The sequence below is a fragment of the Mediterraneibacter sp. NSJ-151 genome, assembly GCF_022487435.1.
GTDB classification, from domain to species: Bacteria; Bacillota; Clostridia; order Lachnospirales; family Lachnospiraceae; genus Schaedlerella; species Schaedlerella hominis.
The window spans coordinates 33,588-53,915 of the sequence record NZ_JAKVPP010000004.1; the positions used below are offsets into that span (position 1 = coordinate 33,588).

Below are 20,328 nucleotides of genomic sequence, written 5' to 3' on the forward strand. Positions count from 1 at the left end.
TCTATAAATTTGGCTCTTTTCTATCATGTAGTTGCTCGTAATTCTTCTTAAGAATCATATCAATATTCGCAGACACAGTGCGAAGTTCCCGTTCATAATCCCGGTGATTAGAAAAATCTTCACGCTGTCTATCCTTCAATTCAACAAGCCGGTCCTTTTCAGCATAGAGAGCTTTCATGGAAGGCAATTTATTCCCGCCAGATTTTTCTCTGAGTGTTCGGAGGGCTGCGTCATACAGGGAAAGTTCTGCCTGGTGTTCTTCATAAAATTTCTCCTTGTTTCGGCTTTTGCGATAATCTGCGTACACATTTTTATATGCCAGATATTGTCCGGTAAAATGAATCTGCTCATTCACATCTTTAAGTTGCTGTTCAGTATCTTTTAAAGATTTTCTGGAAGCACTGGTCTGGTCTGATGCCTGATCGAGTGCTGCATGGAAATCATCAAGAGAATCATAGCCATGTTCCTGTATGTAGGCAACAGTCTGAGCCATCTGCTTTAAATTGGTGAGCTTTACTTTTTGAGCATAGGCTTCGCTCTGCTGTGCTTTAATACAGGTTTGCAGATCTATGACAAGCCGGAGATCTGATTTTATGAAAATGAATGGTGCAGGGATAGCAGAAGTATCGGAGAAAGGAACAGTTGGCGAATCTGTGGAAGTATTCGGAGTCTGCTGTTCCAGAATTTCTTCTTTCTGTTCTTTATGGGATTTTGTGTTTTCCTCAAATGTTTTCAAGAGAAAATCTTCTGTGTATCTGGTTCCAAGATTTCTTCCAGTGATATATTTTTTTCTGCCAGGGTGAAGATAGCTGTACCGGTTTCGACTGATCTTGAAGATAATGTGATATTTTTCATCAAGGATTTTTGAAAATTCTTCTGGTGATCGGGCGGTACTTGCAGCATCATCAATAGCGTCACGAAGAAATTGTTTCTCTGTCTGGTAACGAGTTCCCTTTGGAGTGATTCCATCTTCTTTCATTTTCTGATTTAACTTATCGAGTTTTTCCTGTCCCCGGCGTTGTGCCCAATATTCTTTTTCTGTGATTTTTCTTTCAGCAGGAGTGAGCAGATCAACCTGATGTAGTCCTTCTTTTTTACACATATCCATAACTTCCTGTTTTAAATGGATAAGGTATGCTGTGCTTAGATGGTGCTTGTATCCGGCTTTTGCTTCACAGTCAAATTCCATATAGGGTTCTTGTGGTATGTCATATTTACGGAGACTGTTGATTACGATGTGTACATGGATATTTCCACTTTCGTTATGACCATCAGTATGAGTGCAGACTAAAGCCTGATGACCGGGGAAATTTTTCTTTGCAAAAGTTAATCCAAGTTGCTGGGCACGTTCACCGGTCAATCCACATTCATCCCTGTCTTTCGGGTCGAAGCTGATGATATAATGATGGGATTTTATCTCATTGAAGTTTTTGTTCTTGTGGTAGTAGCTGTTCAGCTCCTGACATTCAGATGCAAAAGAGAATGGATCACAGTTCAGACCGTCCAGATAATATTCTTCTCTCAACATCATATGTCCTTCTTTATCCAGAATCGGTTTTTGCGTATACTCGTTGTGTTGGAAGATAAGATACCGTTCCGATTCTCCGTAGTCAGAGTTTTTGCTTGCGATATGTTTAATTACTGCCACGGAAATCACCTGCCATTTTCATCACTTCATATTTCATTTCATAAATATCCCGGAGAGACTTTCGGATTTCATTTCTCATTTCTGAAGAGAGGATTCCACCCTGATTAAAATATCGGGCAATCTGATTTAGGTTGCTGCCAATCTTACCAAACTCACCGATTAGTTTTTTAATCTGATTGACGTCAGCAACAATTTCAAATCGTGCATTTACCTTTCCTTCCATAGTTTGAGTTCTCATGTATTCTGAAATACTCATTTCTGCCTGTGTTGCTGCATTTTCTATGATAGAAAACTCTGTATCTGTCAAGCGGATGGTTACCCGGTGTTCTCGTTTCATGTCCGTTTCTTTTTGTGGTCGTGTCATTCAATGTTCCTTTCTGGTATAAAGGTTCCGCAGGAAAAATAGAAAGTTCACAGTAAGCTGTGAAAGCAAGTGATGAAAAAGCATCACGCTGTGACCATGCAAATGGGAACCAATACACACATCTTTGGTTGTGGTCGAGGGTATGGGGAAACGAAATCCCCATCAAGTTGCAAGGCAGACAAAATCCCGTAGGGGTTTTTGTCTGACATTGCGAAACTTGCTCTAAAAATGATTGCTTTATATATAAGCCAATTTACATAAAAAAAGGAAAAGAGTAGTTCAAATATAGAATGTTTTTTGAATAAATATTGTGGTATTTCATATGATGTCACATATATAATTGAGAGGTACAATGGTATTGAGAAAATCGTCATGAAAATATATAATGAGAAAGTACATTATAGAAACGGGGTACAATAATGAAGAAAATAGTGATTATTGAAGATGATATAGAAATAAATACGCTTCTTGCTGACTTTTTAAGAGAAAATGGATATGCTGTACATTGTCAATATGATGGACTTCATGTTTTAGATTTCTTACGCAAAGAAAAAATTGATTTGATTATACTTGATATTATGCTTCCTTATCGAAGCGGTGATATTATTTTAGCTGATATACGTAAACAATTTACAATGCCTGTTATTATTATCTCAGCAAAAGAAACTACACAAAATAAAATTGACTTGCTTCGACTGGGTGCAGATGATTATATTACAAAGCCTTTTGATATGGAAGAGGTGCTTGCCAGAATTGAAAGTAATCTGCGGAGAATACAGTTTCAAAATGGTTCGGCAGAATGTTTACATTATGACAATTTATCTTTGGACTTAGAAAAAAATACAGCAACTTTAAATGGAGTAGAATTGTCGTTGACTGCCAAAGAATTTGCAATTTTGGAATTATTGATGAAATATCCAGATAAAGTGTTTTCAAAATCAAATCTTTTTCAAAGTATTTGGAATACAGAATATTTTACCGAAGATAATACTCTGAATGTTCATATCAGCAATTTGCGAAACAAATTAAAAGCTATATGCCCTGATAAAGAATTTATAGATACTGTCTGGGGTATTGGCTATCGTTTACATAAAGCTAAGGATTAACAATTCCTTGGCTTTATTCTTTTTTTAGCTCTTATCTTTCATATTTAAGAAATTCTTTATGATTACTTATTATAATGTTTAAAGTAAAGGAGGTTTGGAGTATGAATTCAATTATTTTAGAAGCACGAGGCTTAACCAAAGAATATAAACAGACAATAGCATTAGACCACATAAATTTACAAATTAAAAAAGGCAAAATTTATGGATTTATTGGTCAGAATGGAGCTGGAAAGACTACATTTTTAAGATTAGTCACTGGACTTGCATTTCCTACAAGCGGCACACTTGCTTTATGGGGAAAGTCAAGTAAAGAAGAATTGCAGAAACAACGCAAACGAATTGGATGTATGATTGAAACCCCTGCACTATTTCCAGCAATGACTGCATATCAGAATATGGAAGTACAGCGTATCCAACGTGGTATACCAGACAAATCAATTATTAAAAGAACGTTAGATATGGTTGGGTTGCAAGATACAGGTAAAAAAAGTGTTCGTAATTTCTCATTAGGTATGCGTCAGCGATTGGGAATAGCGATTGCGCTTTTAAACACGCCAGAGTTGTTGATTTTAGATGAGCCCATCAATGGTCTTGACCCTGCTGGAATTGTAGAAATCAGAAATTTATTAAAATCCTTAAACAAGGAATATGGAATGACTATTTTGGTTTCCAGTCATATTCTGGAAGAACTGTATCAAACGGCATCAGAATTTATTCTGATTGACCATGGAAAAATTATAGAGGAAATTTCTGACCATGATTTAAATGAACGTTGCAAACGTCATATTTCAATAAAAACTACAGATGTCCAGAAAACAGTGATGGTTTTAGAAGATAATCTCCATACAGATAACTTTAGACTCATGCCGGATGGCACGATTCGATTGTATGATTATTTAAATGATTTAGAGCTTGTTGCGTCTATCCTGGCAGAGTCGCACATTCTTGTTACAGGGCTTTCGGTATCAGGCGATACTTTGGAAGATTACTTTCTAAGTAAAATAGGAGGAATGAAAGATGTCAAATCTCCTAAAAACTGAATTATATAAATTGTTTCATAGTTGGTATTTTTGGGGAATTGGAATATTCAATCTCTTTTTAAGCACTATATTACTATTGGATAGTAAGGGGAAATCTTCCAATTTAATTATGGCGTCCTTATACAATGTTCCATTACTCTATTTTCTAATTATTGTATTTATAGCATTATTTATTGGAAGCGATTTAGGTAGAAGAACTTTAAATACATATATTACTGCCGGACATAAAAGAAGTTGTATATTGTGGGCAAAAGTGATTGTATCTCAAATAGGTTGTATTATCATTCTTATATTTCCATTGCTTATGCATGGAGTTATTAGTCAATTTTGCATGAAAGAAAAATTTATTTGGAGAGATAACGGATATACTATACTTTTAGTAACGCTACTTGCCATGATAACAATGTGTACATTACCGATATTTCTTGCTTTCATTTTTCGGGATATGGGAAGAACACTGGCGATTTCAATGGTTTTATTTTTTGTTATGATTTTTTTCATGAACAGTGAATATGCACAGACTATTATAAAAATATTGCCAATGGGACAACTTCGATTGATTTCATTGCAAAAGTTCTATTCGATAGATTTTTTCTTGCTTGTGGATTTTTTATGGAATGTCATTTTGTACATGGTTGCAGGTAATGTTTTTTTACATATAGATTTGAAATAGCTGGGGGCGATTTTAATGGATAAATTATTAAAAATGGAAAAATATCAGTTATTACATAATTCTCTCTACTGGTGTAGCATGATTGGAATCTTTGTTATGGGATTTTTTACAGCGGATACTTATGTTACAGAAGTCATGGGACCGACAGAAGAAATTGCGTCTTCTCTAGCAGATATTTTTAATGGAATGGTATATGATTCTACATTTCTTCTTATTATCATATCGGGCATACTTGCTTTGATTTTAGGACAGGAATTTTCTAAGAGAACAATAAATTTAGAGATCAGTGCAGGACATTCCAGAAAACGGATTTTTACAAGTAAAATAATATCGTATTTGATTGCTTTTAATGTTATGGCACTTGTATATCCAGTCGGAGGGTGCATAAAAGAATTTGGACGTTTTGGTATTGAAGATGGAGGAATGTTTTTTTACAATATAATAAAAGCAATTCTTTATTCTTGCCTGTTAAACAGTGCGATATTCTTAATTGCTATACTTGTTTGTTGTTATTTACAGGATTCTATAAAAGCAACTTCAGTTACAGCAATTATTATTTTTGGTCTTAGCCTGTATCTTGGATATGGAATGATGTTAAAACTACCAGTTAGTTTCTTGCCTACTTATCAAATCAGAATTGCAGTTAGCATGACACCGCTTTTTCAGCCGATTGCTATTTTGGTAGGAATTATATGGATTGGCATACTAGTATTACTTTCTTGGATAAAATTTTGTAAATGTGATTTTAAATAGATGGAGGAAAAATGTCTAACATAGAATGGATTTTACTTATCATAACTGGATTTTTCTTAATACTGCTATTTCGATATATTCAATTAAAAAAACAAATCCGCAACCTTGCGGATCAAGTGAAAGAATTGAATTGTGGAAATTCGGAACAGATGTTAGACATTTCTCTAATTGATAAAGATTTAGAGAGGTTGGCTGGTATACTTAATCAATATAATATTAGACAGAGACATGCTATTGCGAGCGTATTACGCAATGAAGAATATTTAAAAGAATCAGTTGCCAATATATCACATGATTTACGCACTCCACTCACAGTCATTCTGGGACACTTACAATTATTACAAAAAGAAAATTTAGAATCCAGTCAAGCACAGCGTATAAAAACCATTTTAGGTAAAGCTGAAAAAATGAAAGAATTAGTAGAAACATTCTATGACCTTTCAATTTTAGAGGAACAACAAACTGTTCCCGAAAAGGAAACGTTTAATATATCAAATTTACTGATAAATTTGATTACAGAAAATGCGGTGGCATTAGAAAAAAAGAATATTTTACCAGAAATAAATCTCCCTGATTATTCGATATACGTATATTCTGATAGAAATATGTTAGAACGAATTTTACAAAATTTATTGACAAATGCAATTAAGTATTCGGCTGGAATAATAAAAATAACACTTTTACAGAAAGAAGATAGTGGCATTATATTTACTATTGAAAATCCAATACATGATAATTTTGAAATTGATTGTAATCGATTGTTTGACCGTTTTTATACTGGCGATAAATCACGACATGATGGAAGTACAGGCTTGGGACTTGCGGTAGTTAAGGGACTTGTTGAAATTCTTGGAGGAAGTATTGCTGCAAAAATTCAATCTAATAGACTTAGTATCATTCTTGAATTATGAAGTGGTGAAGGTGCATCAATATAAATATTAATTACAGATGCTGAAAAGAGGTGGTTATTTGGGAGAGTTTTAATTTTGACAGTTAACGATAATGAAGAAGATATGTTAGAACGCATTTTATCATATGTAGATGGCGAAACTAAAATTGTACAGTATGGGGCGACTTATAATGGAAACATTTGCTTTAATGGACTTTGTATAGATGAACCGAAGCGGATTGTGGTTCGTGAAGATAAAGAGATTGAATTAACCTATACAGAATTTGAAATCTTATTGTTATTAGCACAAAATGCTGGAATAGTATTCAGTAAGGAGCAGATATACAATCATGTTTGGAAAGAGCCTTACTTCGGTGATCATAACATTGTCATGAGTCATATCCGCAATTTGCGTGGGAAAATAGAAGATAACCCAAGTAAACCGATTTACATACAAACAGTATGGGGAGTTGGGTATCGCTTTAATAAAAATTTAAGCAGCGGTCTGTGAAAATAATCCAGATCGCTGTTTATTATTTTCAAAATATACTTTATCGTGGGATGATAAGTTCTGATTTGAAACCATCATATTCACTGTGATCGTCCATAATCTGCTTTACAATCAGCAGTCCTAAACCATGTCATTGTTCGGTAGTGTTTGTATCGCAGACCATATAATGTGGTGTGAGATTGAGTTTTTCTATTTGTTCATCAGAAACGCCTATACCGTTATCTTCAACGCAGACGATACAGTTGTTATTATTCATGGAAACTGATGCATAAATCGTACAGCCATCACAGTAGCTTCCGAATATGGAAAAGACAGTTGCTTTTCTGTGTTCTTACAAAATTTTCTGTGTTCTTACAAAACTGTAAGAACTAATGTAAATGTCAAACCACTCGCCTAGTCTGAATTGTGCATTTATGAGGTACTCTAAAAAACACGAAAAAACTAGCTAATTTTTTAGAGGAGGACTGAAACATGGATCAATCAATTCATGATGTAAGACGCAGCAACTGGTTGAATATCGTAAATGAATGTCAGCAAATGCCGGCAAATATGACGGTGAAGCAATGGCTCGCTGACAATGGTATCAAAGAAAAATCTTATTATTACTGGCTCCAAAAGTCCCGCAAAGAAGCGTATGGGCAAATGCGGATGCCGCCAGCCGCCTCATCTTCAGAAATCACGTTTACTGAGATCCCTGTTCCGCTAAACAAACAGGAAGAACTGCTACATCCCTTACAGGAATGCTCATATGCCATAAAGTAACAACAAGAATTTGATAGATAGCAGCCCCACAATTCCGAATTTTGAAGATATTTTACAAGCCTTATGAAAATCCAAGTGATACAATGAGCGTTGGCAAGGAGGAATAGCACATGAGAAAAGAAATAAAGACGGTAGTCTATGATGATGAACTCCGTTTGGAAGCCTACCGTTTTGAAGGTGTTGTGCAGCCGTTTCCCAACCATTTCCACGAATATTATGTGATAGGTTTTGTAGAAGGAGGAGAACGCTGTTTATCGTGCAGAAACCAAGAATACACAATCGGCAAAGGCAATGTCATTCTGTTCAATCCGGGCGATAGCCATGCGTGCATTCAGACAGATGACGGTACATTGGATTACCGGGGATTTAATATCACAAAAGAAGTCATGCTGGATTTGGCAGAAGAAGTCACAGGGAAACGGGAACTGCCGGGATTTTCGCAAAATGTAATTTGTGATGAAGAAATCACTTGCTATTTGCGACCACTCCATGAACTTGTAATGAACGGTTCGCTTGAATTTGGAAAAGAAGAAAGTCTGCTTTTCATGTTGTCGTTGCTTATTCAACGATACGGACAGCCTTTTGAAGAGTGTATTCCCGAATGTCGGGAAGAAATCGAACAAGCCTGCGCTTTTATGGAGGAACACTTTACAGAACGCATTTATTTAGACCAGATATGTTGCCATGCTGGATTAAGCAAATCTACCTTGTTACGGGCTTTCACCAAATCAAAAGGAGTCACTCCTTATTGCTATTTGGAAAATATCCGTATTGGAGCAGCAAAAAAATTGTTAGAGCAAGGAGTGGCTCCTATTGAAGCAGCTTTGCAGACGGGATTTTCCGACCAAAGCCACTTCACAAATTACTTTAATCGTTTTATTGGTTTAGCTCCCGGTGTTTACAGGGAAATATTTCTGAAAGGCGATGGGACGGGAGGTGAACAACATGGCGAATAGTACAGCGAAAGGTCATTTGGCGGCTTTGGTTACTATTCTGATTTGGGGAACAACATTTATCTCCACAAAAGTACTATTAGTAGATTTTCAACCGATAGAAATACTGTTTTTCCGATTTTTGATGGGATTGTTGGCTTTGATGATTGTCTATCCCCACCGATTGAAAGGAACGACAATTAAGCAAGAGAGTGTTTTTGTTGCAGCGGGGTTATGTGGAGTGTGCCTATACTATTTGCTGGAAAATATCGCCCTTACATATACAATAGCTTCAAATGTAGGCGTGATTATTTCAGTTGCCCCCTTTTTTACAGCTATTCTGTCTCACTTATTTTTGAAGCAAGACGAAAAGCTGCGGGCAAATTTCTTCATTGGATTTATTGTTGCAATGCTGGGGATTGGGTTAATCAGCTTTAATGGTGCCTCCTTGCAGCTTAATCCTATCGGTGACTTATTAGCGTTGCTGGCTGCGTTTCTATGGGCGTGCTATTCTATTCTCACAAGGAAGATCAGCAGCTTTGGCTACAATACGATTTTGACAACCCGGCGAGTGTTCTTTTATGGCATCCTGTTTATGATACCGGCGTTGTTTCTGTTTGACTTCGAATTGGATTTGAGCCGGTTCGCAAACATGACCTATCTGCTGAACATTCTGTTTTTGGGATTAGGAGCGTCTGCACTTTGTTTTGTCACATGGAATTTTGCTGTAAAAATATTAGGAGCAGTTAAGACGAGCATTTGCATTTATCTAGTTCCTGTTATAACCGTAGCAGCTTCGGTTCTGATTATTCACGAACCCTTTACATGGATAACAGGGATTGGAACTATTTTGACATTAGCAGGGCTGCTTATTTCCGAAAAAAAGCATATAAGAAAAGAGGTTGAAAGTAATGGATTTACAGAATGAAAAATGCGTTATGGTAATTGATGAACACTTGCCATTGGGGATTATAGCAAATACGGCAGCAATTATGGGAATTACATTAGGAAAGAAAATGCCGGAAGTAGTTGGTGCAGATGTTACCGACAAAACAGGAAATGATCATTTAGGCATTATTGAATTTCCTGTTCCTATTTTGAAAGGTAATGCCGAAAGCATAAAGGCAATCCGTGAAAGACTTTATGAACCAGATTTTTCCGATTTAACAGTAGTTGATTTTTCCGATTTGGCACAAGGCTGTAAGACCTATGATGAATTTATAGAGAAAATGAAAGAAGTATCTGAAATTGATTTGAACTATTTAGGAATCGCAATTTGCGGTCAAAAAAGAAAGTAAACAAATTAACAGGTAGTATGCCACTACTGCGATAGTTTGGATAGCAAAGCCAGCCGAGCCAGTCAACAGTCAAGAATTATAGATGAAGTCAGAGAATAAAAGTATACATTTCGTTTCATCGTATAGAGAATGAAATCAAAAAAGAATGTAATTATTAAAACAAAACACCGTCAGTAATTACGAGCTGGCGGTGTTTCCTTTATCGGCTGTCTCTGTTAAAGGATTTCTTTCTCTGTCTGAGAGCAGACGGGGCGTATGAAGCACCGAGTACGGCAGGGATTATGTGCAGGGCAGCAAAAAATCATTAAATCTACGGAGATGTAACATTCTGCGGACATTTTCCTGTTATACTATTTGTAAAAAAGCGAAGGAAGTGAGGATATGAAGCAGATTTTAATTGTCGAGGACGACAGTTTTTTAAATAAGATGTTGACCTATAACCTGACCGCAGACGGCTACGATGTGACTTCTGTTCTAAACACCAGAAACGCAGCCGATGCCATCCGCCAGCGGGAATTTGATTTAGTGCTGCTGGACATCAATCTGCCGGACGGTAACGGGTTTGAACTGTGCAAGTTAATCAAGCCTCAGTACCCGGACACCATTGTGATTTTTCTGACCGCCAACGATCAGGAGAGCGACCAGATACGGGGCTATGAGATGGGCGCAGTGGACTACATCACAAAGCCCTTTGTGATCGGGGCATTGCAGCGGAAAATTAAAGCCATGTTCGCCATGCTGGAACACCATAGACCGGCAAAAGATATTTACAACGATGGACGGCTGTTTCTGGACTTTTCGGAGCAGACGGCTTCTTTGAATGGAAATCCCCTGATTTTATCTCCAATGGAGTACAAAATGCTGAACCTGTTCCGTAAAAATCCCCGGCAGGTACTGACTCGTGGACAGCTTTTGGAAAAACTGTGGGATATAGATGAGAAATATGTGGATGAACATACTTTGACAACCGCCATTAGCCGACTTCGCAACAAAATCGAATCCGATTGCGGAGCACCCTATATCAAGACCGTGTATGGTATGGGATATCAATGGACGGGAGGTGAGATAAAATGAAGTATAAGAACCTCTCGGTAAAGAAAATGTTTGGGTGGGTGGCACTGGGGCTTATCCTCTCCATGTCCGGAATCACCATAGCCATGTTCCTTGTGACAAAACAGACGATAGTTCTGCTGACAGGTGGGGCATTGCTGCTGTGTGCATTTGTAGGAATGTTCGTATTGACGCAGGCGTTTGGAAAGCGGCTATCACAGTTTACCGCTGAGCTGTGCCAGACCTTAGACCACATGATTGCTGGGAATGAAGCACCAAAACGCCCAGAGGACAGCGAAACCCAGCTTGCAAGGATTGGACACCGGCTTGCAAGGCTTTATCAGATTATGCAGAAAAACCGCCGTCTTGTGGACGAGGAACGGCAGGAGTTACAGGCTCTTGTATCAGATATTTCCCATCAGGTGAAAACACCGGTAAGCAATCTGAAAATGGCGACGGATACATTGCTGGAGAGGCCCATGCCTGAGTCAGAGCGTATGGACTTTATCTGGGGAATTCGCAACCAGACGGATAAGCTGGACTTTCTCTTTCAGGCTTTGGTGAAAACTTCACGGCTGGAAACAGGTGTAATTCAGTTGGACAAGAAACCGGGCCGACTTTTTGACACCGTGGCACAGGCTATGAGTGGAATCGTGTATGCGGCAGAGAAAAAGAAAATTGCCGTGTCAGTGGACTGCCCGGAGAATTTGACGATTTCCCATGACAGCAAGTGGACGTCCGAAGCTCTTTTTAATTTGCTGGACAATGCGGTGAAGTACACTCTGGCAGGTGGGAAAATTACGGTGTCGGTGGTACTGTGGGAAATGTATGTGGAAATCAAAGTAGCCGACACGGGAAAGGGTATTTCCGAAAGCAATCAGGCGGCTATTTTCCGGCGCTTCTATCGTGAAGAAGAAGTACATGAACAGCAGGGCGTGGGCATTGGTTTGTATCTGACCCGGGAGATTGTAACGCAGCAGGGCGGCTATATCAAAGTGGTTTCAGAGCCGGGCAAGGGTTCAGAATTTTCCATTATGCTGCCGATAAAATAGAATGCAGTTTCAATGAAATTTTTTGACAGCTGTAACATTTTGCGGACATTTGGACTTTACAATACCCTTATCAACAGGCAGAAGGCCTTGAAAGGAGTTTTGAATATGAGCGTTTTACAAACCATTGACCTGAAAAAGTATTACGGCACAGAGCCAAACATTACCCGCGCATTGGACGGTGTAAACTTCTCCGTAGAAGACGGCGAGTTTGTGGCCGTTGTGGGAACATCCGGCAGCGGAAAATCCACTCTGCTTCACATGATGGGAGGACTGGACACTCCCACCAGCGGAACCGTGGTTGTCCGTGGCGAGGAACTGGCCAAAAAGAACGACGAGCAGCTTACCATTTTTAGACGCCGCAACATCGGTTTTATCTTCCAGAATTATAACCTTGTTCCCATTCTGAATGTATATGAGAACATTGTCCTGCCGGTGGAGCTGGACGGGGACACGGTGGATCAGAAGTTTTTGGATGAAATTATTCACCTGCTGGGGTTGGAAAATAAATTAAAAAATATGCCAAATAATCTTTCAGGCGGTCAGCAACAGCGTGTGGCGATTGCCCGTGCCCTAATTACCAAACCGGCCATTGTGCTGGCTGACGAGCCGACTGGCAACCTTGACAGCAAGACCAGCGCTGAGGTGCTTGGACTTATCAAGCGTACCAGTGCCAAGTTCCGGCAAACCGTCGTGATGATTACCCACAATAATGACATTGCCCGTCTTGCGGATCGAATTGTCCGCATTGAGGACGGAAAAATCATGGAGTAAGGAGGTGACGGCTATGACTTGGCCTTTTGAAAATGATACAAGCGCCATTGTAAAGAAATTGGCAGATAGGAGTATGAAAGCGGATAAGAGAAGCAAGACTTTTTTGCTTTTGACAATCGCCCTCTCTGTCTGTATGGTTTTTTCGATTATCCTAATATCAACAGGAACACAAGAGGAATTTAAGAACACACAGAGGAATAAAGCACAGATTGGCATTTTGGGAGTTACGGATGAACAGACAGCTTTGCTGCGCCAAAACAAAGATATTTCATGGATCGGAGAATATTCCGCTATTGGCTTTTTTTATGTGGATGATAAAACAATTACGGTTGCTTATGGAGATGAAGATTACTTGTTGCATCAGGAAGAAAAGACTTTACAGGGAAGTGTGCCGCAGAAAGAAAATGAGATTATGCTTCCGCAGAATTATATTGACTTTTTAGGAAAAGCGTATAAACCTGGCGATGTTATTTCCCTTGACGTGACCGGCACAGGGCAGAAAGCGGAATATACGCTTTCTGGTATTCTGGACGACACAAAGGAAAGCAACGGATATTTTATTTATGTCAGTAAAGAGCTTGCCCGAGATTTGGCAAAAGATTCTTTTCAGGTTACAGCATATACAAGGCTGAATACAGATGCCATAAGCTCCACGGCGATTCTTGATTTTGCCAGCAAAGCAATACAAAATACAGGCATCGTCGAGGAACAGGTAATGCTTACAGAATATATTGCTGTTATGTCGGGGGTGATCACATCGGGTATTCCGATTCCAGTGCCATTACTGGCGGCATTGACGGCTATTCTGGCGGCAACGATTGTCTATGGTGTCTTTTACACAAAGATTGTAAAAAATGTTCAGATGTTTGGGCAACTGCGGACACTTGGCATGACAAAAAGGCAGATTAAGCGGATGGCAGGAAAAGAGGGACGGTTATATGCCTTGACGGGTATTCCTCTAGGTCTTGTCATTGGCGCACTGATTGGATTTATTGGTTGTCCTGACGGATTTCAGCTGAAAACAACAGTTATTTATGCTGTACTGATCGCCGCAGTAGCCTTTATGACAGTGAATATTGCCATTTTTAAGCCTGTCCGGGTAGCAATGAACACTTCCCCGGTAGAGGGTGCGAAATATCTCACGTATGCCGGAAAGGCAAAAAACAGTCCGAAATTGCATCGGAAACTTACGCCGTCTCATCTGGCAAAATTAAATATACAAAGAAATAGGCAAAAGGCAGCTTTGACACTGCTAATGCTTGGAGTGAGCGGTGCTCTTTTACTGGTTACTTCTACGGTTGCTGGTTCTATTGATCCGGAAAAACAGGCGAGCTTTAAATATTATCCAGCTGGTAACATTCTTATACAAATAAAAAATACAGTGGGTAGTTCCTTTGATAACGAAGCGGAGCCATACGGAAGTGCAAAATTGCAGCTGGAAGAAAATCCGCTTGAGGATCAGACACTGATGCAGGAATTAGAAAAGATAGACGGGGTAGAAAAAATCACTGCATTCGACAGCGTTTATATGACGGTTACTTTTTCGGGCGGAAGTGGTTCTATCACGAGCATTTCAGATTTCTTTCCAACCTTAAACCGGGAGCAGACGGAAGAAAAGCAGGCAGTGCTATCCTCTGGAACGGCAGATTACGACGATATGGTTGAGAAAAATGGAATATTGGTTGAAGAAGGTATAGCACAGGTTGGCGATACTTTGAAGATTGAGGGCAGATCTTTTGATGGCAGTATCTTTAATGTGGAAGCCGTTGTTGTAGGCACATACAACAGGTCTGATTTGATGGAGAATAGCCCGGTCGTTCCCGGAAGTCCCTACTTCATGATGACTTATGATACAGCAGAGAAACTGACAGGAATAACAGAGCAGACGGGTATTCTGGCAGTCAAAAATTCAGACGGACATTTTGACGAAGTTTTGACTGCAGTTCAGGAGATTGCGGATGAAAATGGAAAAATAGAAGTAAATACGATTGATCAAACGATAAAAAATATTCAGCATCAATATAGAGCCTCTATAAATGCTCTGTATATGGCCTCTGCTATTCTGTTTGTCTTTGGAAGTATCAGTCTTATGAATATGCTTATGGTTGATTTTCAGAACAGGAAACGAGAGTTTGGCCTGCTGAAGGCCGTTGGAGCAACGCAGAAGCAGCTAAAATCAATGTTAGACCGAGAGATTGGTAGTTACCTTGGTGGCTCCCTGTTGGTTTCTCTTGCATTTGGAGGACTTATCAGCATCGCAGCATGTCAACGCTTGGATGCAGTAAACCATTGTATTTCGTTGAAATTGCCGTGGCTGTTCCTCATAGCGCTTGTTGCTGTTATGGGAGGTATTTATCTGATTTTTGTAGCATATGCCAAAGTTGAATTAAAGAAAGCGGAAATTTTGCCTGCCATACGGGAAGAATAGCAGTAAATCAGCGGAGTAATTAATAAATGCTGCTTCGCTGATTTTCAACTTTATCCGATTTCTTTGAATTAAGTGGTGTAGTGTGTTTACAATCATAGAAAGGAAAGCATAAAGGAAGGTGGTGCTTTTGGGAAGTTGCTGATTTTGTCCTTTGAAGATAACGAAGAACATATTATCAACAATATTTTATCATGTTTGAATGAGGAAACAGAAGTCTTACGACAGCAGATTGTCAATAAACGAAAACTGATATTTGATGGACTTCGCATTGATGAATATAAGCGGATTGTGGTTCGGGAAGATAATGAGATTGAGTTGACTTACACAGAGTTTGAAATCTTATTGTTGTTAGCACAAAATGCCGGAATAGTATTCAGTAAGGAGTAGATATACAATCGTGTTTGGAAAGAACCTTATTTTGGCAATCATAACATTGTCATGAGCCATATTCGTAACCTACGTGAGAAAATAGAAGATGATCCAAGTAAACCAATGTACATACAGACAGTGTGGGGAGTTGGGTATCGCTTTAATAAAAATTTAAGCAGTGGTCTGTGAAAATAATCCAGATTACTGTTTATTTTTTGCTTTTTCCGCAGGAGATATTCTCAAGATACATGAAAAATTTAACTTCATAGAAAATCAGAGGAAAAAGGTATTGAGAAGTAGTGGTATAGTTGAGGCTGGTGACTCAGACAGTTATAATAATAAAATATGCTTGAGGTTGAGTGCATAATTTATAAAATTTTTATTTGGACTATCTTTTTGCATATCTCAATCGTTATGCCTTATAGAACGGAATAAATATTTTGAACTTCTAATAATGAGAAAGGAGGATTTTGTGTATAATGATTTTCTACTAATTAGAAAAATGAAGCAAGGTGATGATAATGCTTTTGATTTGTTTGTCCACAAGTATTATCAAGAAATTTTAAGCTACTGTTATCATCATTGTTTTGATCAAACATATGCGGAGGATTTCACGCAGGAAACCTTTATACGTTTTTTTTCAAAATTACCCGACTATCATTATAAAGGGAAAACACTGAATTATTTATATACGATAGCAGGTAACCTATGCAAAGATTATTTGAAGAAAACAAAGGAAATGCTTCTGGAAGAAATTGAGCTTGTGGAAGAAAATCAAACAGAACAAATTTTGAATAGAGTTTTGATCGAACAGGTTTTAGAACAACTTCCAGATGAATCAAGAGAAGTACTTACTCTTTATTATTTTCAAGAACTAAAATTAACAGAAATTTCTGATACATTGCAAATTGGACTTCCACTGGTAAAGTATCGTTTGCAAAAAGCAAGGAAACAGTTGAGGGAACTTCTCGGGAAGGAGGAATTCGATGAATCAAAAAGAAAAGATAAAAAAATATAGGGAAAGCATACAAGTGGAAGCTAGCGAAGAAAAAATACAGGAAACAATTTGTAAATCTAAAAATGCCTTTTTTATGGCAGAGCAAGAACGAATGCTTTCTTATCATGACTTTTTGTGGACACAGCTTCGTGTGATACAAAAAAGGTGGTGGGTTCTTCAATTTATGATTTTAGTGGCATTATGGATTGCTTTAAGTTCTATTCATGATGAAATATATCTAAAAAGAAGTATGGGTGTTGTAGCCACGCTATTTGTAATCCTTATTATTCCGGAACTGTGGAAAAACAGGTCATGTGAATGTATGGAAATAGAAGCTGCTTCCTATTATTCATTAAAACAGGTATATGCTACACGTATGCTGTTATTTGGTATTACAGATATTTTTTTCATAACTGTATTTTTAGAAGTCGCTTCAGCAGGTTTGCATTATGAATTATCAGAATTAGTTGTCCAATTTCTTTTTCCGCTTTGTGTAACGGCCTGTATCTGTTTTGGAATTTTATGCAGTAAACACGCTTTCAGTGAAACAGTTGCGATTGTTCTGTGTGTGATATGGAGTGCAGTATGGCTTTTTATTGTTTTAAATGAAAATGTATATATCATGGTTACTGTTCCCATCTGGTCAGCACTGCTGGGTGTAACAATACTTTTTATTGCTTTTGCGATATATCGTATTTTAAAGAATTGTAATCAATATTTGGAGGTGTCATTTGATGAAATTAGAGCTTGATGGTTTAACAAAAGAATTTGGAGATTTTACAGCAGTCAATCATATAAATCTTACTATGACAAATGGGGTATATGGTCTTTTAGGTGTAAATGGAGCAGGTAAAACAACTCTAATGAGAATGTTGTGTACCCTTTTAAAGCCAACAAGCGGAACGATATGCTGTAATGGAAAAGATATTTTCAGCATGGACAGTGAATATCGCAAGCTGTTGGGGTATTTACCACAGGATTTTGGATTTTATCCTGAATTTACGGTAGAGGATTATTTACTTTATATTGCTGCATTGAAAGGAATCCGTCCTGTTGTCGTAAAAAAACGTGTGAAAGAGTTGATTGCTAAGGTTGGTCTTTCAAAAGTAGCTCATAAAAAAATGAAAAAATTATCTGGTGGTATGAAGCGTAGAGCCGGAATTGCACAGGCTATGTTGAATAATCCTAAGATTTTAATACTTGATGAACCAACAGCAGGACTTGATCCAAATGAAAGAATCCGATTTCGCAATCTGATTAGCGAACTTTCAGAAGACAGACTGGTATTATTATCGACACATATCGTTTCAGATATCGAGTATATTGCGAATGAAATTTGGTTGATGAAAGACGGGGAAATTCTGCATAAAGGAAGTATTGACGAACTGATAAATTCTATGACAGAAACAGTATGGGAATGTCTTGTGCCGAAAAACAGGGTATCTGATTTTATGGAAAAATATAAAATTTCCAATATGAAATCAGAAATAAATCAGGTTATGCTGCGAATTATTTCTCACGAAAAACCGGTTGAGAATGCAATGCGTGTAGAAGCGTCACTGGAAGATGTATTTTTATATTATTTTGGAGAGAAAGCAGGTGATGAAAATGCTGCGTTATGAAATTAAAAAAGTGTTTTCTAAATCAAAAAATAGAATTGCTGTCATAGTGTTATTCGTAATACTTGCGATAACCAGTATATTAACGATTAACAGAGTGGAGTATGTTGATGAAAATGGAAATTCTTCTGTTGGAATTTCGGCTGCAAGAGATTTAAGAGAAGCCAAAAACCAATGGGCAGGTTATTTAACAGCAGATACATTAAGCAAGGTATTGGAAGAGAACAGGACAATTAACAGTTCGAAAGAGGCATTGTCGGATGACATTACAGAACAAAATAAGGCATATGCAAAAAAGCAAGGCGTAGCAGGTATTATGGATGTCATTATTTATGCTTTCAGCGATTACAGAGATTATAATTATTATGTAACGGATCAGATTTCTGATGATGAAGTTGGAACAATCTATGAAAGAAGAATTTCTACTTTAAAAAATTGGCTTGAATCTGGAGAAGAAAGATTTACACAGGCAGAAAAAGATTTTATGATTCAGAAATATAAAGAACTGAAAACTCCATTTTACTATGAATATATGGACGGTTGGGCTGCATTACTACAAAATATATCAACCTTTATTCTGATGCTGGCATTAGTGATCGGTTTTCTTGTATCCGGGATATTTTCAGATGAATTTCAGACAAAAGCAGATTCCATTTTTTTCTCTGCACGATTTGGAAGAAGCAAGGGGATTTCCGCAAAGGTAGGAGCAGGTTTTTGTATTGCTACGGGATTTTATCTGATGTTTGTATTTCTATATACGTTTATTGTACTTTTTATATTAGGTGCAGACGGTGCAAACTGTCCAATCCAGTTGGATTTGTGGAGAAGTGTTTATAATATTACTTTTTTACAGGCATATCTGTTTATTGTTCTGGGTGGATATATAGGAACGATATTTGCAGCTACACTCGGAATGTTGGCATCAGCGTTTACACACTCTACGCCAACTGCCGTTATTGTACCATTCATTGTGCTATGTGCATTTCCATTTTTAAGCAGAATTATTACATTGCCTGGATTATGCTCTTTCTTTCCAGACCAGTTATTAGAAATTTATTTGGATATCAAAGAAGCTGGACTTATAACATTGGGAAGTAAAGTAACCACAATAGCAACTGTTATTGTTCCTGTATATGCAGTGGTATGCTTGATTTTTCAGCCGATACTGTACAGGGTATACCAAAAGGTGGAGATAAAATAATTGAAACGATATGCAAGACGAAAAAAATTTAAAGTAAAAAAACTTTTTATCCTGTTATTTACAGTAATGTTATGTGTGATGGCAGGAAAGGTTCTTCATTCATCTTTAACAACGCCTTTTCTTGGAAATATAACACACCATATGGCCAGTGAAGATCATGGCTGGAATCTGATTCTTGTAAATCGTGAGAATTATATTCCTGCTGATTATGAAGTACAGCTTACAGAATTATCAAATGGAAAAAAGGTTGATTCCAGAATTTACCCGGAGTTGCAGGAAATGTTTAATGCTGCAAGGGCGCAGGGATATGGTTTGTTTGTTAGAGAGGGATATAGGACACAGGAAGAACAGCAGCAACTAATGAACGAAAAAATAGAAGCATATGAAAATGAGGGAAAATCGAAGTCCGAAGCGAAAAAACTTGCAGAGCAATGGGTGGCAATTCCTGGAACAAGTGAACATCAGCTTGGTATTGCAGTCGATATAAACGCAGATACTACAAAAAGTTCAAGAGATGATGTTTATAACTGGCTTGAGGAAAATGCTCATACATATGGTTTTATAAAGCGTTATCCTTCAAATAAGACGGATATAACAGGTGTTATAAATGAACCTTGGCATTACAGATACGTCGGGAAAGAAGCTGCGTCGGCAATATACTCTCAAGGAATTTGTTTGGAAGAATATATAGAAACGCTGGAATAGAATTTCTTATATGGAATGGGTATATTGACCTGTTTCCAAAAATAAAATCCAAACTAAAAAACGAAAAGATGGACGGGGGAATATACATAGAAGAATATTATAAGTAATTGACGAAGGAGGGCAGATTATAGCTAAGTTATTATTACTTTCTCTTGAGGAA

22 protein-coding genes and 1 pseudogene are annotated in these 20,328 nt (G+C 37.7%); 21 read left to right on the plus strand and 2 right to left on the minus strand.

Annotated features, from left to right (window positions below; translation table 11 throughout):
- Nucleotide 1: 1 nt before the first annotated feature.
- Both LQE94_RS04865 and LQE94_RS04870 read right to left on the minus strand, forming a co-directional pair.
- Nucleotides 2-1,648, minus strand: a complete 1,647-nt coding sequence (locus LQE94_RS04865; protein ID WP_117547091.1) for a relaxase/mobilization nuclease domain-containing protein — start codon at nt 1,646-1,648, stop codon at nt 2-4.
- On the minus strand, nt 1,635-2,012 hold the full coding sequence (locus LQE94_RS04870) for a plasmid mobilization protein (RefSeq protein WP_117547092.1): 378 nt from the start codon (nt 2,010-2,012) through the stop codon (nt 1,635-1,637). Before LQE94_RS04870 ends, LQE94_RS04865 begins: the two co-directional genes overlap by 14 nt.
- Nucleotides 2,013-2,431: 419 nt before the next feature.
- Between LQE94_RS04870 and LQE94_RS04875 the strand changes: the two genes are divergently transcribed.
- The 21 genes and pseudogenes from LQE94_RS04875 (at nt 2,432) to LQE94_RS04970 (ending at nt 20,168) form a co-directional block, all read left to right on the plus strand.
- Nucleotides 2,432-3,118 carry a response regulator transcription factor gene (locus tag LQE94_RS04875; RefSeq protein WP_240577151.1) on the plus strand — a complete coding sequence of 229 codons (687 nt, stop codon included), beginning with the start codon at nt 2,432-2,434 and terminating at the stop codon, nt 3,116-3,118.
- A gap of 101 nt (nt 3,119-3,219) precedes the next feature.
- Nucleotides 3,220-4,158: an ABC transporter ATP-binding protein gene (locus LQE94_RS04880; protein WP_128867691.1), complete on the plus strand. Its 939-nt coding sequence runs from the start codon at nt 3,220-3,222 to the stop codon at nt 4,156-4,158.
- Complete coding sequence (locus LQE94_RS04885; RefSeq protein WP_240577152.1) at nt 4,136-4,831, plus strand: ABC transporter permease; 696 nt, start codon at nt 4,136-4,138, stop codon at nt 4,829-4,831. The genes LQE94_RS04880 and LQE94_RS04885 overlap by 23 nt, the downstream gene beginning before the upstream one ends.
- Before the next feature lie 15 nt (nt 4,832-4,846).
- Entirely contained in the window at nt 4,847-5,584 is a 738-nt protein-coding gene (locus LQE94_RS04890; RefSeq protein ID WP_240577153.1) for an ABC transporter permease, read from the plus strand.
- 11 nt (nt 5,585-5,595) lie between these two features.
- Nucleotides 5,596-6,495: a sensor histidine kinase gene (locus LQE94_RS04895; RefSeq protein WP_118699240.1), complete on the plus strand. Its 900-nt coding sequence runs from the start codon at nt 5,596-5,598 to the stop codon at nt 6,493-6,495.
- Between the two features lie 75 nt (nt 6,496-6,570).
- On the plus strand, nt 6,571-6,984 hold the full coding sequence (locus tag LQE94_RS04900; RefSeq protein WP_330427685.1) for a winged helix-turn-helix domain-containing protein: 414 nt from the start codon (nt 6,571-6,573) through the stop codon (nt 6,982-6,984).
- A 471-nt stretch (nt 6,985-7,455) separates the two neighbouring features.
- On the plus strand, nt 7,456-7,746 hold the full coding sequence (locus LQE94_RS04905; RefSeq protein ID WP_118699241.1) for a hypothetical protein: 291 nt from the start codon (nt 7,456-7,458) through the stop codon (nt 7,744-7,746).
- Between the two features lie 110 nt (nt 7,747-7,856).
- Entirely contained in the window at nt 7,857-8,702 is an 846-nt protein-coding gene (locus LQE94_RS04910; protein ID WP_128867690.1) for a helix-turn-helix domain-containing protein, read from the plus strand.
- The gene (locus LQE94_RS04915) at nt 8,692-9,606 is read left to right on the plus strand and encodes a DMT family transporter (protein WP_118699243.1); all 915 of its coding nucleotides are present in this window, start codon (nt 8,692-8,694) and stop codon (nt 9,604-9,606) included. Before LQE94_RS04910 ends, LQE94_RS04915 begins: the two co-directional genes overlap by 11 nt.
- Nucleotides 9,590-10,011, plus strand: a pseudogene (locus tag LQE94_RS04920) (DUF2000 domain-containing protein). Before LQE94_RS04915 ends, LQE94_RS04920 begins: the two are co-directional and overlap by 17 nt.
- Nucleotides 10,012-10,357: 346 nt before the next feature.
- Entirely contained in the window at nt 10,358-11,050 is a 693-nt protein-coding gene (locus tag LQE94_RS04925) for a response regulator transcription factor (RefSeq protein WP_118699245.1), read from the plus strand.
- A complete protein-coding gene (locus LQE94_RS04930; protein ID WP_118699246.1) occupies nt 11,047-12,078 on the plus strand; it encodes a sensor histidine kinase in 1,032 nt (343 codons plus the stop codon). The genes LQE94_RS04925 and LQE94_RS04930 overlap by 4 nt, the downstream gene beginning before the upstream one ends.
- 105 nt (nt 12,079-12,183) lie before the next feature.
- Nucleotides 12,184-12,849 (plus strand): ABC transporter ATP-binding protein, encoded by a 666-nt coding sequence (locus LQE94_RS04935; RefSeq protein WP_118699247.1) that lies wholly within the window; start codon nt 12,184-12,186, stop codon nt 12,847-12,849.
- A gap of 13 nt (nt 12,850-12,862) precedes the next feature.
- Complete coding sequence (locus LQE94_RS04940) at nt 12,863-15,277, plus strand: ABC transporter permease (RefSeq protein ID WP_118699248.1); 2,415 nt, start codon at nt 12,863-12,865, stop codon at nt 15,275-15,277.
- A 144-nt stretch (nt 15,278-15,421) separates the two neighbouring features.
- Nucleotides 15,422-15,664, plus strand: a complete 243-nt coding sequence (locus LQE94_RS16290) for a hypothetical protein (RefSeq protein WP_330422669.1) — start codon at nt 15,422-15,424, stop codon at nt 15,662-15,664.
- Complete coding sequence (locus LQE94_RS16295) at nt 15,665-15,835, plus strand: winged helix-turn-helix domain-containing protein (RefSeq protein WP_330422673.1); 171 nt, start codon at nt 15,665-15,667, stop codon at nt 15,833-15,835.
- Nucleotides 15,836-16,118: 283 nt separating this feature from the next.
- Entirely contained in the window at nt 16,119-16,664 is a 546-nt protein-coding gene (locus LQE94_RS04950; RefSeq protein ID WP_002594776.1) for an RNA polymerase sigma factor, read from the plus strand.
- Nucleotides 16,633-17,394, plus strand: a complete 762-nt coding sequence (locus LQE94_RS04955) for a hypothetical protein (RefSeq protein ID WP_118699249.1) — start codon at nt 16,633-16,635, stop codon at nt 17,392-17,394. The genes LQE94_RS04950 and LQE94_RS04955 overlap by 32 nt, the downstream gene beginning before the upstream one ends.
- On the plus strand, nt 17,378-18,265 hold the full coding sequence (locus LQE94_RS04960; protein WP_002594774.1) for an ABC transporter ATP-binding protein: 888 nt from the start codon (nt 17,378-17,380) through the stop codon (nt 18,263-18,265). The genes LQE94_RS04955 and LQE94_RS04960 overlap by 17 nt, the downstream gene beginning before the upstream one ends.
- Complete coding sequence (locus LQE94_RS04965) at nt 18,252-19,463, plus strand: ABC transporter permease (RefSeq protein ID WP_118699250.1); 1,212 nt, start codon at nt 18,252-18,254, stop codon at nt 19,461-19,463. The genes LQE94_RS04960 and LQE94_RS04965 overlap by 14 nt, the downstream gene beginning before the upstream one ends.
- A complete protein-coding gene (locus LQE94_RS04970) occupies nt 19,464-20,168 on the plus strand; it encodes a M15 family metallopeptidase (RefSeq protein ID WP_002594772.1) in 705 nt (234 codons plus the stop codon).
- The last annotated feature ends 160 nt before the right edge of the window (nt 20,169-20,328 follow it).

Bases quoted from the DNA above. Each gene is read 5' to 3' on its own strand.
- LQE94_RS04870 (WP_117547092.1), bottom strand. From the start codon at position 2,012: ATGACACGACCACAAAAAGAAACGGACATGAAACGAGAACACCGGGTA.
- LQE94_RS04875 (WP_240577151.1), top strand. From the start codon at position 2,432: ATGAAGAAAATAGTGATTATTGAAGATGATATAGAAATAAATACGCTT.
- LQE94_RS04880 (WP_128867691.1), top strand. From the start codon at position 3,220: ATGAATTCAATTATTTTAGAAGCACGAGGCTTAACCAAAGAATATAAA.
- LQE94_RS04885 (WP_240577152.1), top strand. From the start codon at position 4,136: ATGTCAAATCTCCTAAAAACTGAATTATATAAATTGTTTCATAGTTGG.
- LQE94_RS04890 (WP_240577153.1), top strand. From the start codon at position 4,847: ATGGATAAATTATTAAAAATGGAAAAATATCAGTTATTACATAATTCT.
- LQE94_RS04895 (WP_118699240.1), top strand. From the start codon at position 5,596: ATGTCTAACATAGAATGGATTTTACTTATCATAACTGGATTTTTCTTA.
- LQE94_RS04905 (WP_118699241.1), top strand. From the start codon at position 7,456: ATGGATCAATCAATTCATGATGTAAGACGCAGCAACTGGTTGAATATC.
- LQE94_RS04910 (WP_128867690.1), top strand. From the start codon at position 7,857: ATGAGAAAAGAAATAAAGACGGTAGTCTATGATGATGAACTCCGTTTG.
- LQE94_RS04915 (WP_118699243.1), top strand. From the start codon at position 8,692: ATGGCGAATAGTACAGCGAAAGGTCATTTGGCGGCTTTGGTTACTATT.
- LQE94_RS04925 (WP_118699245.1), top strand. From the start codon at position 10,358: ATGAAGCAGATTTTAATTGTCGAGGACGACAGTTTTTTAAATAAGATG.
- LQE94_RS04930 (WP_118699246.1), top strand. From the start codon at position 11,047: ATGAAGTATAAGAACCTCTCGGTAAAGAAAATGTTTGGGTGGGTGGCA.
- LQE94_RS04935 (WP_118699247.1), top strand. From the start codon at position 12,184: ATGAGCGTTTTACAAACCATTGACCTGAAAAAGTATTACGGCACAGAG.
- LQE94_RS04940 (WP_118699248.1), top strand. From the start codon at position 12,863: ATGACTTGGCCTTTTGAAAATGATACAAGCGCCATTGTAAAGAAATTG.
- LQE94_RS04955 (WP_118699249.1), top strand. From the start codon at position 16,633: ATGAATCAAAAAGAAAAGATAAAAAAATATAGGGAAAGCATACAAGTG.
- LQE94_RS04960 (WP_002594774.1), top strand. From the start codon at position 17,378: ATGAAATTAGAGCTTGATGGTTTAACAAAAGAATTTGGAGATTTTACA.
- LQE94_RS04965 (WP_118699250.1), top strand. From the start codon at position 18,252: ATGCTGCGTTATGAAATTAAAAAAGTGTTTTCTAAATCAAAAAATAGA.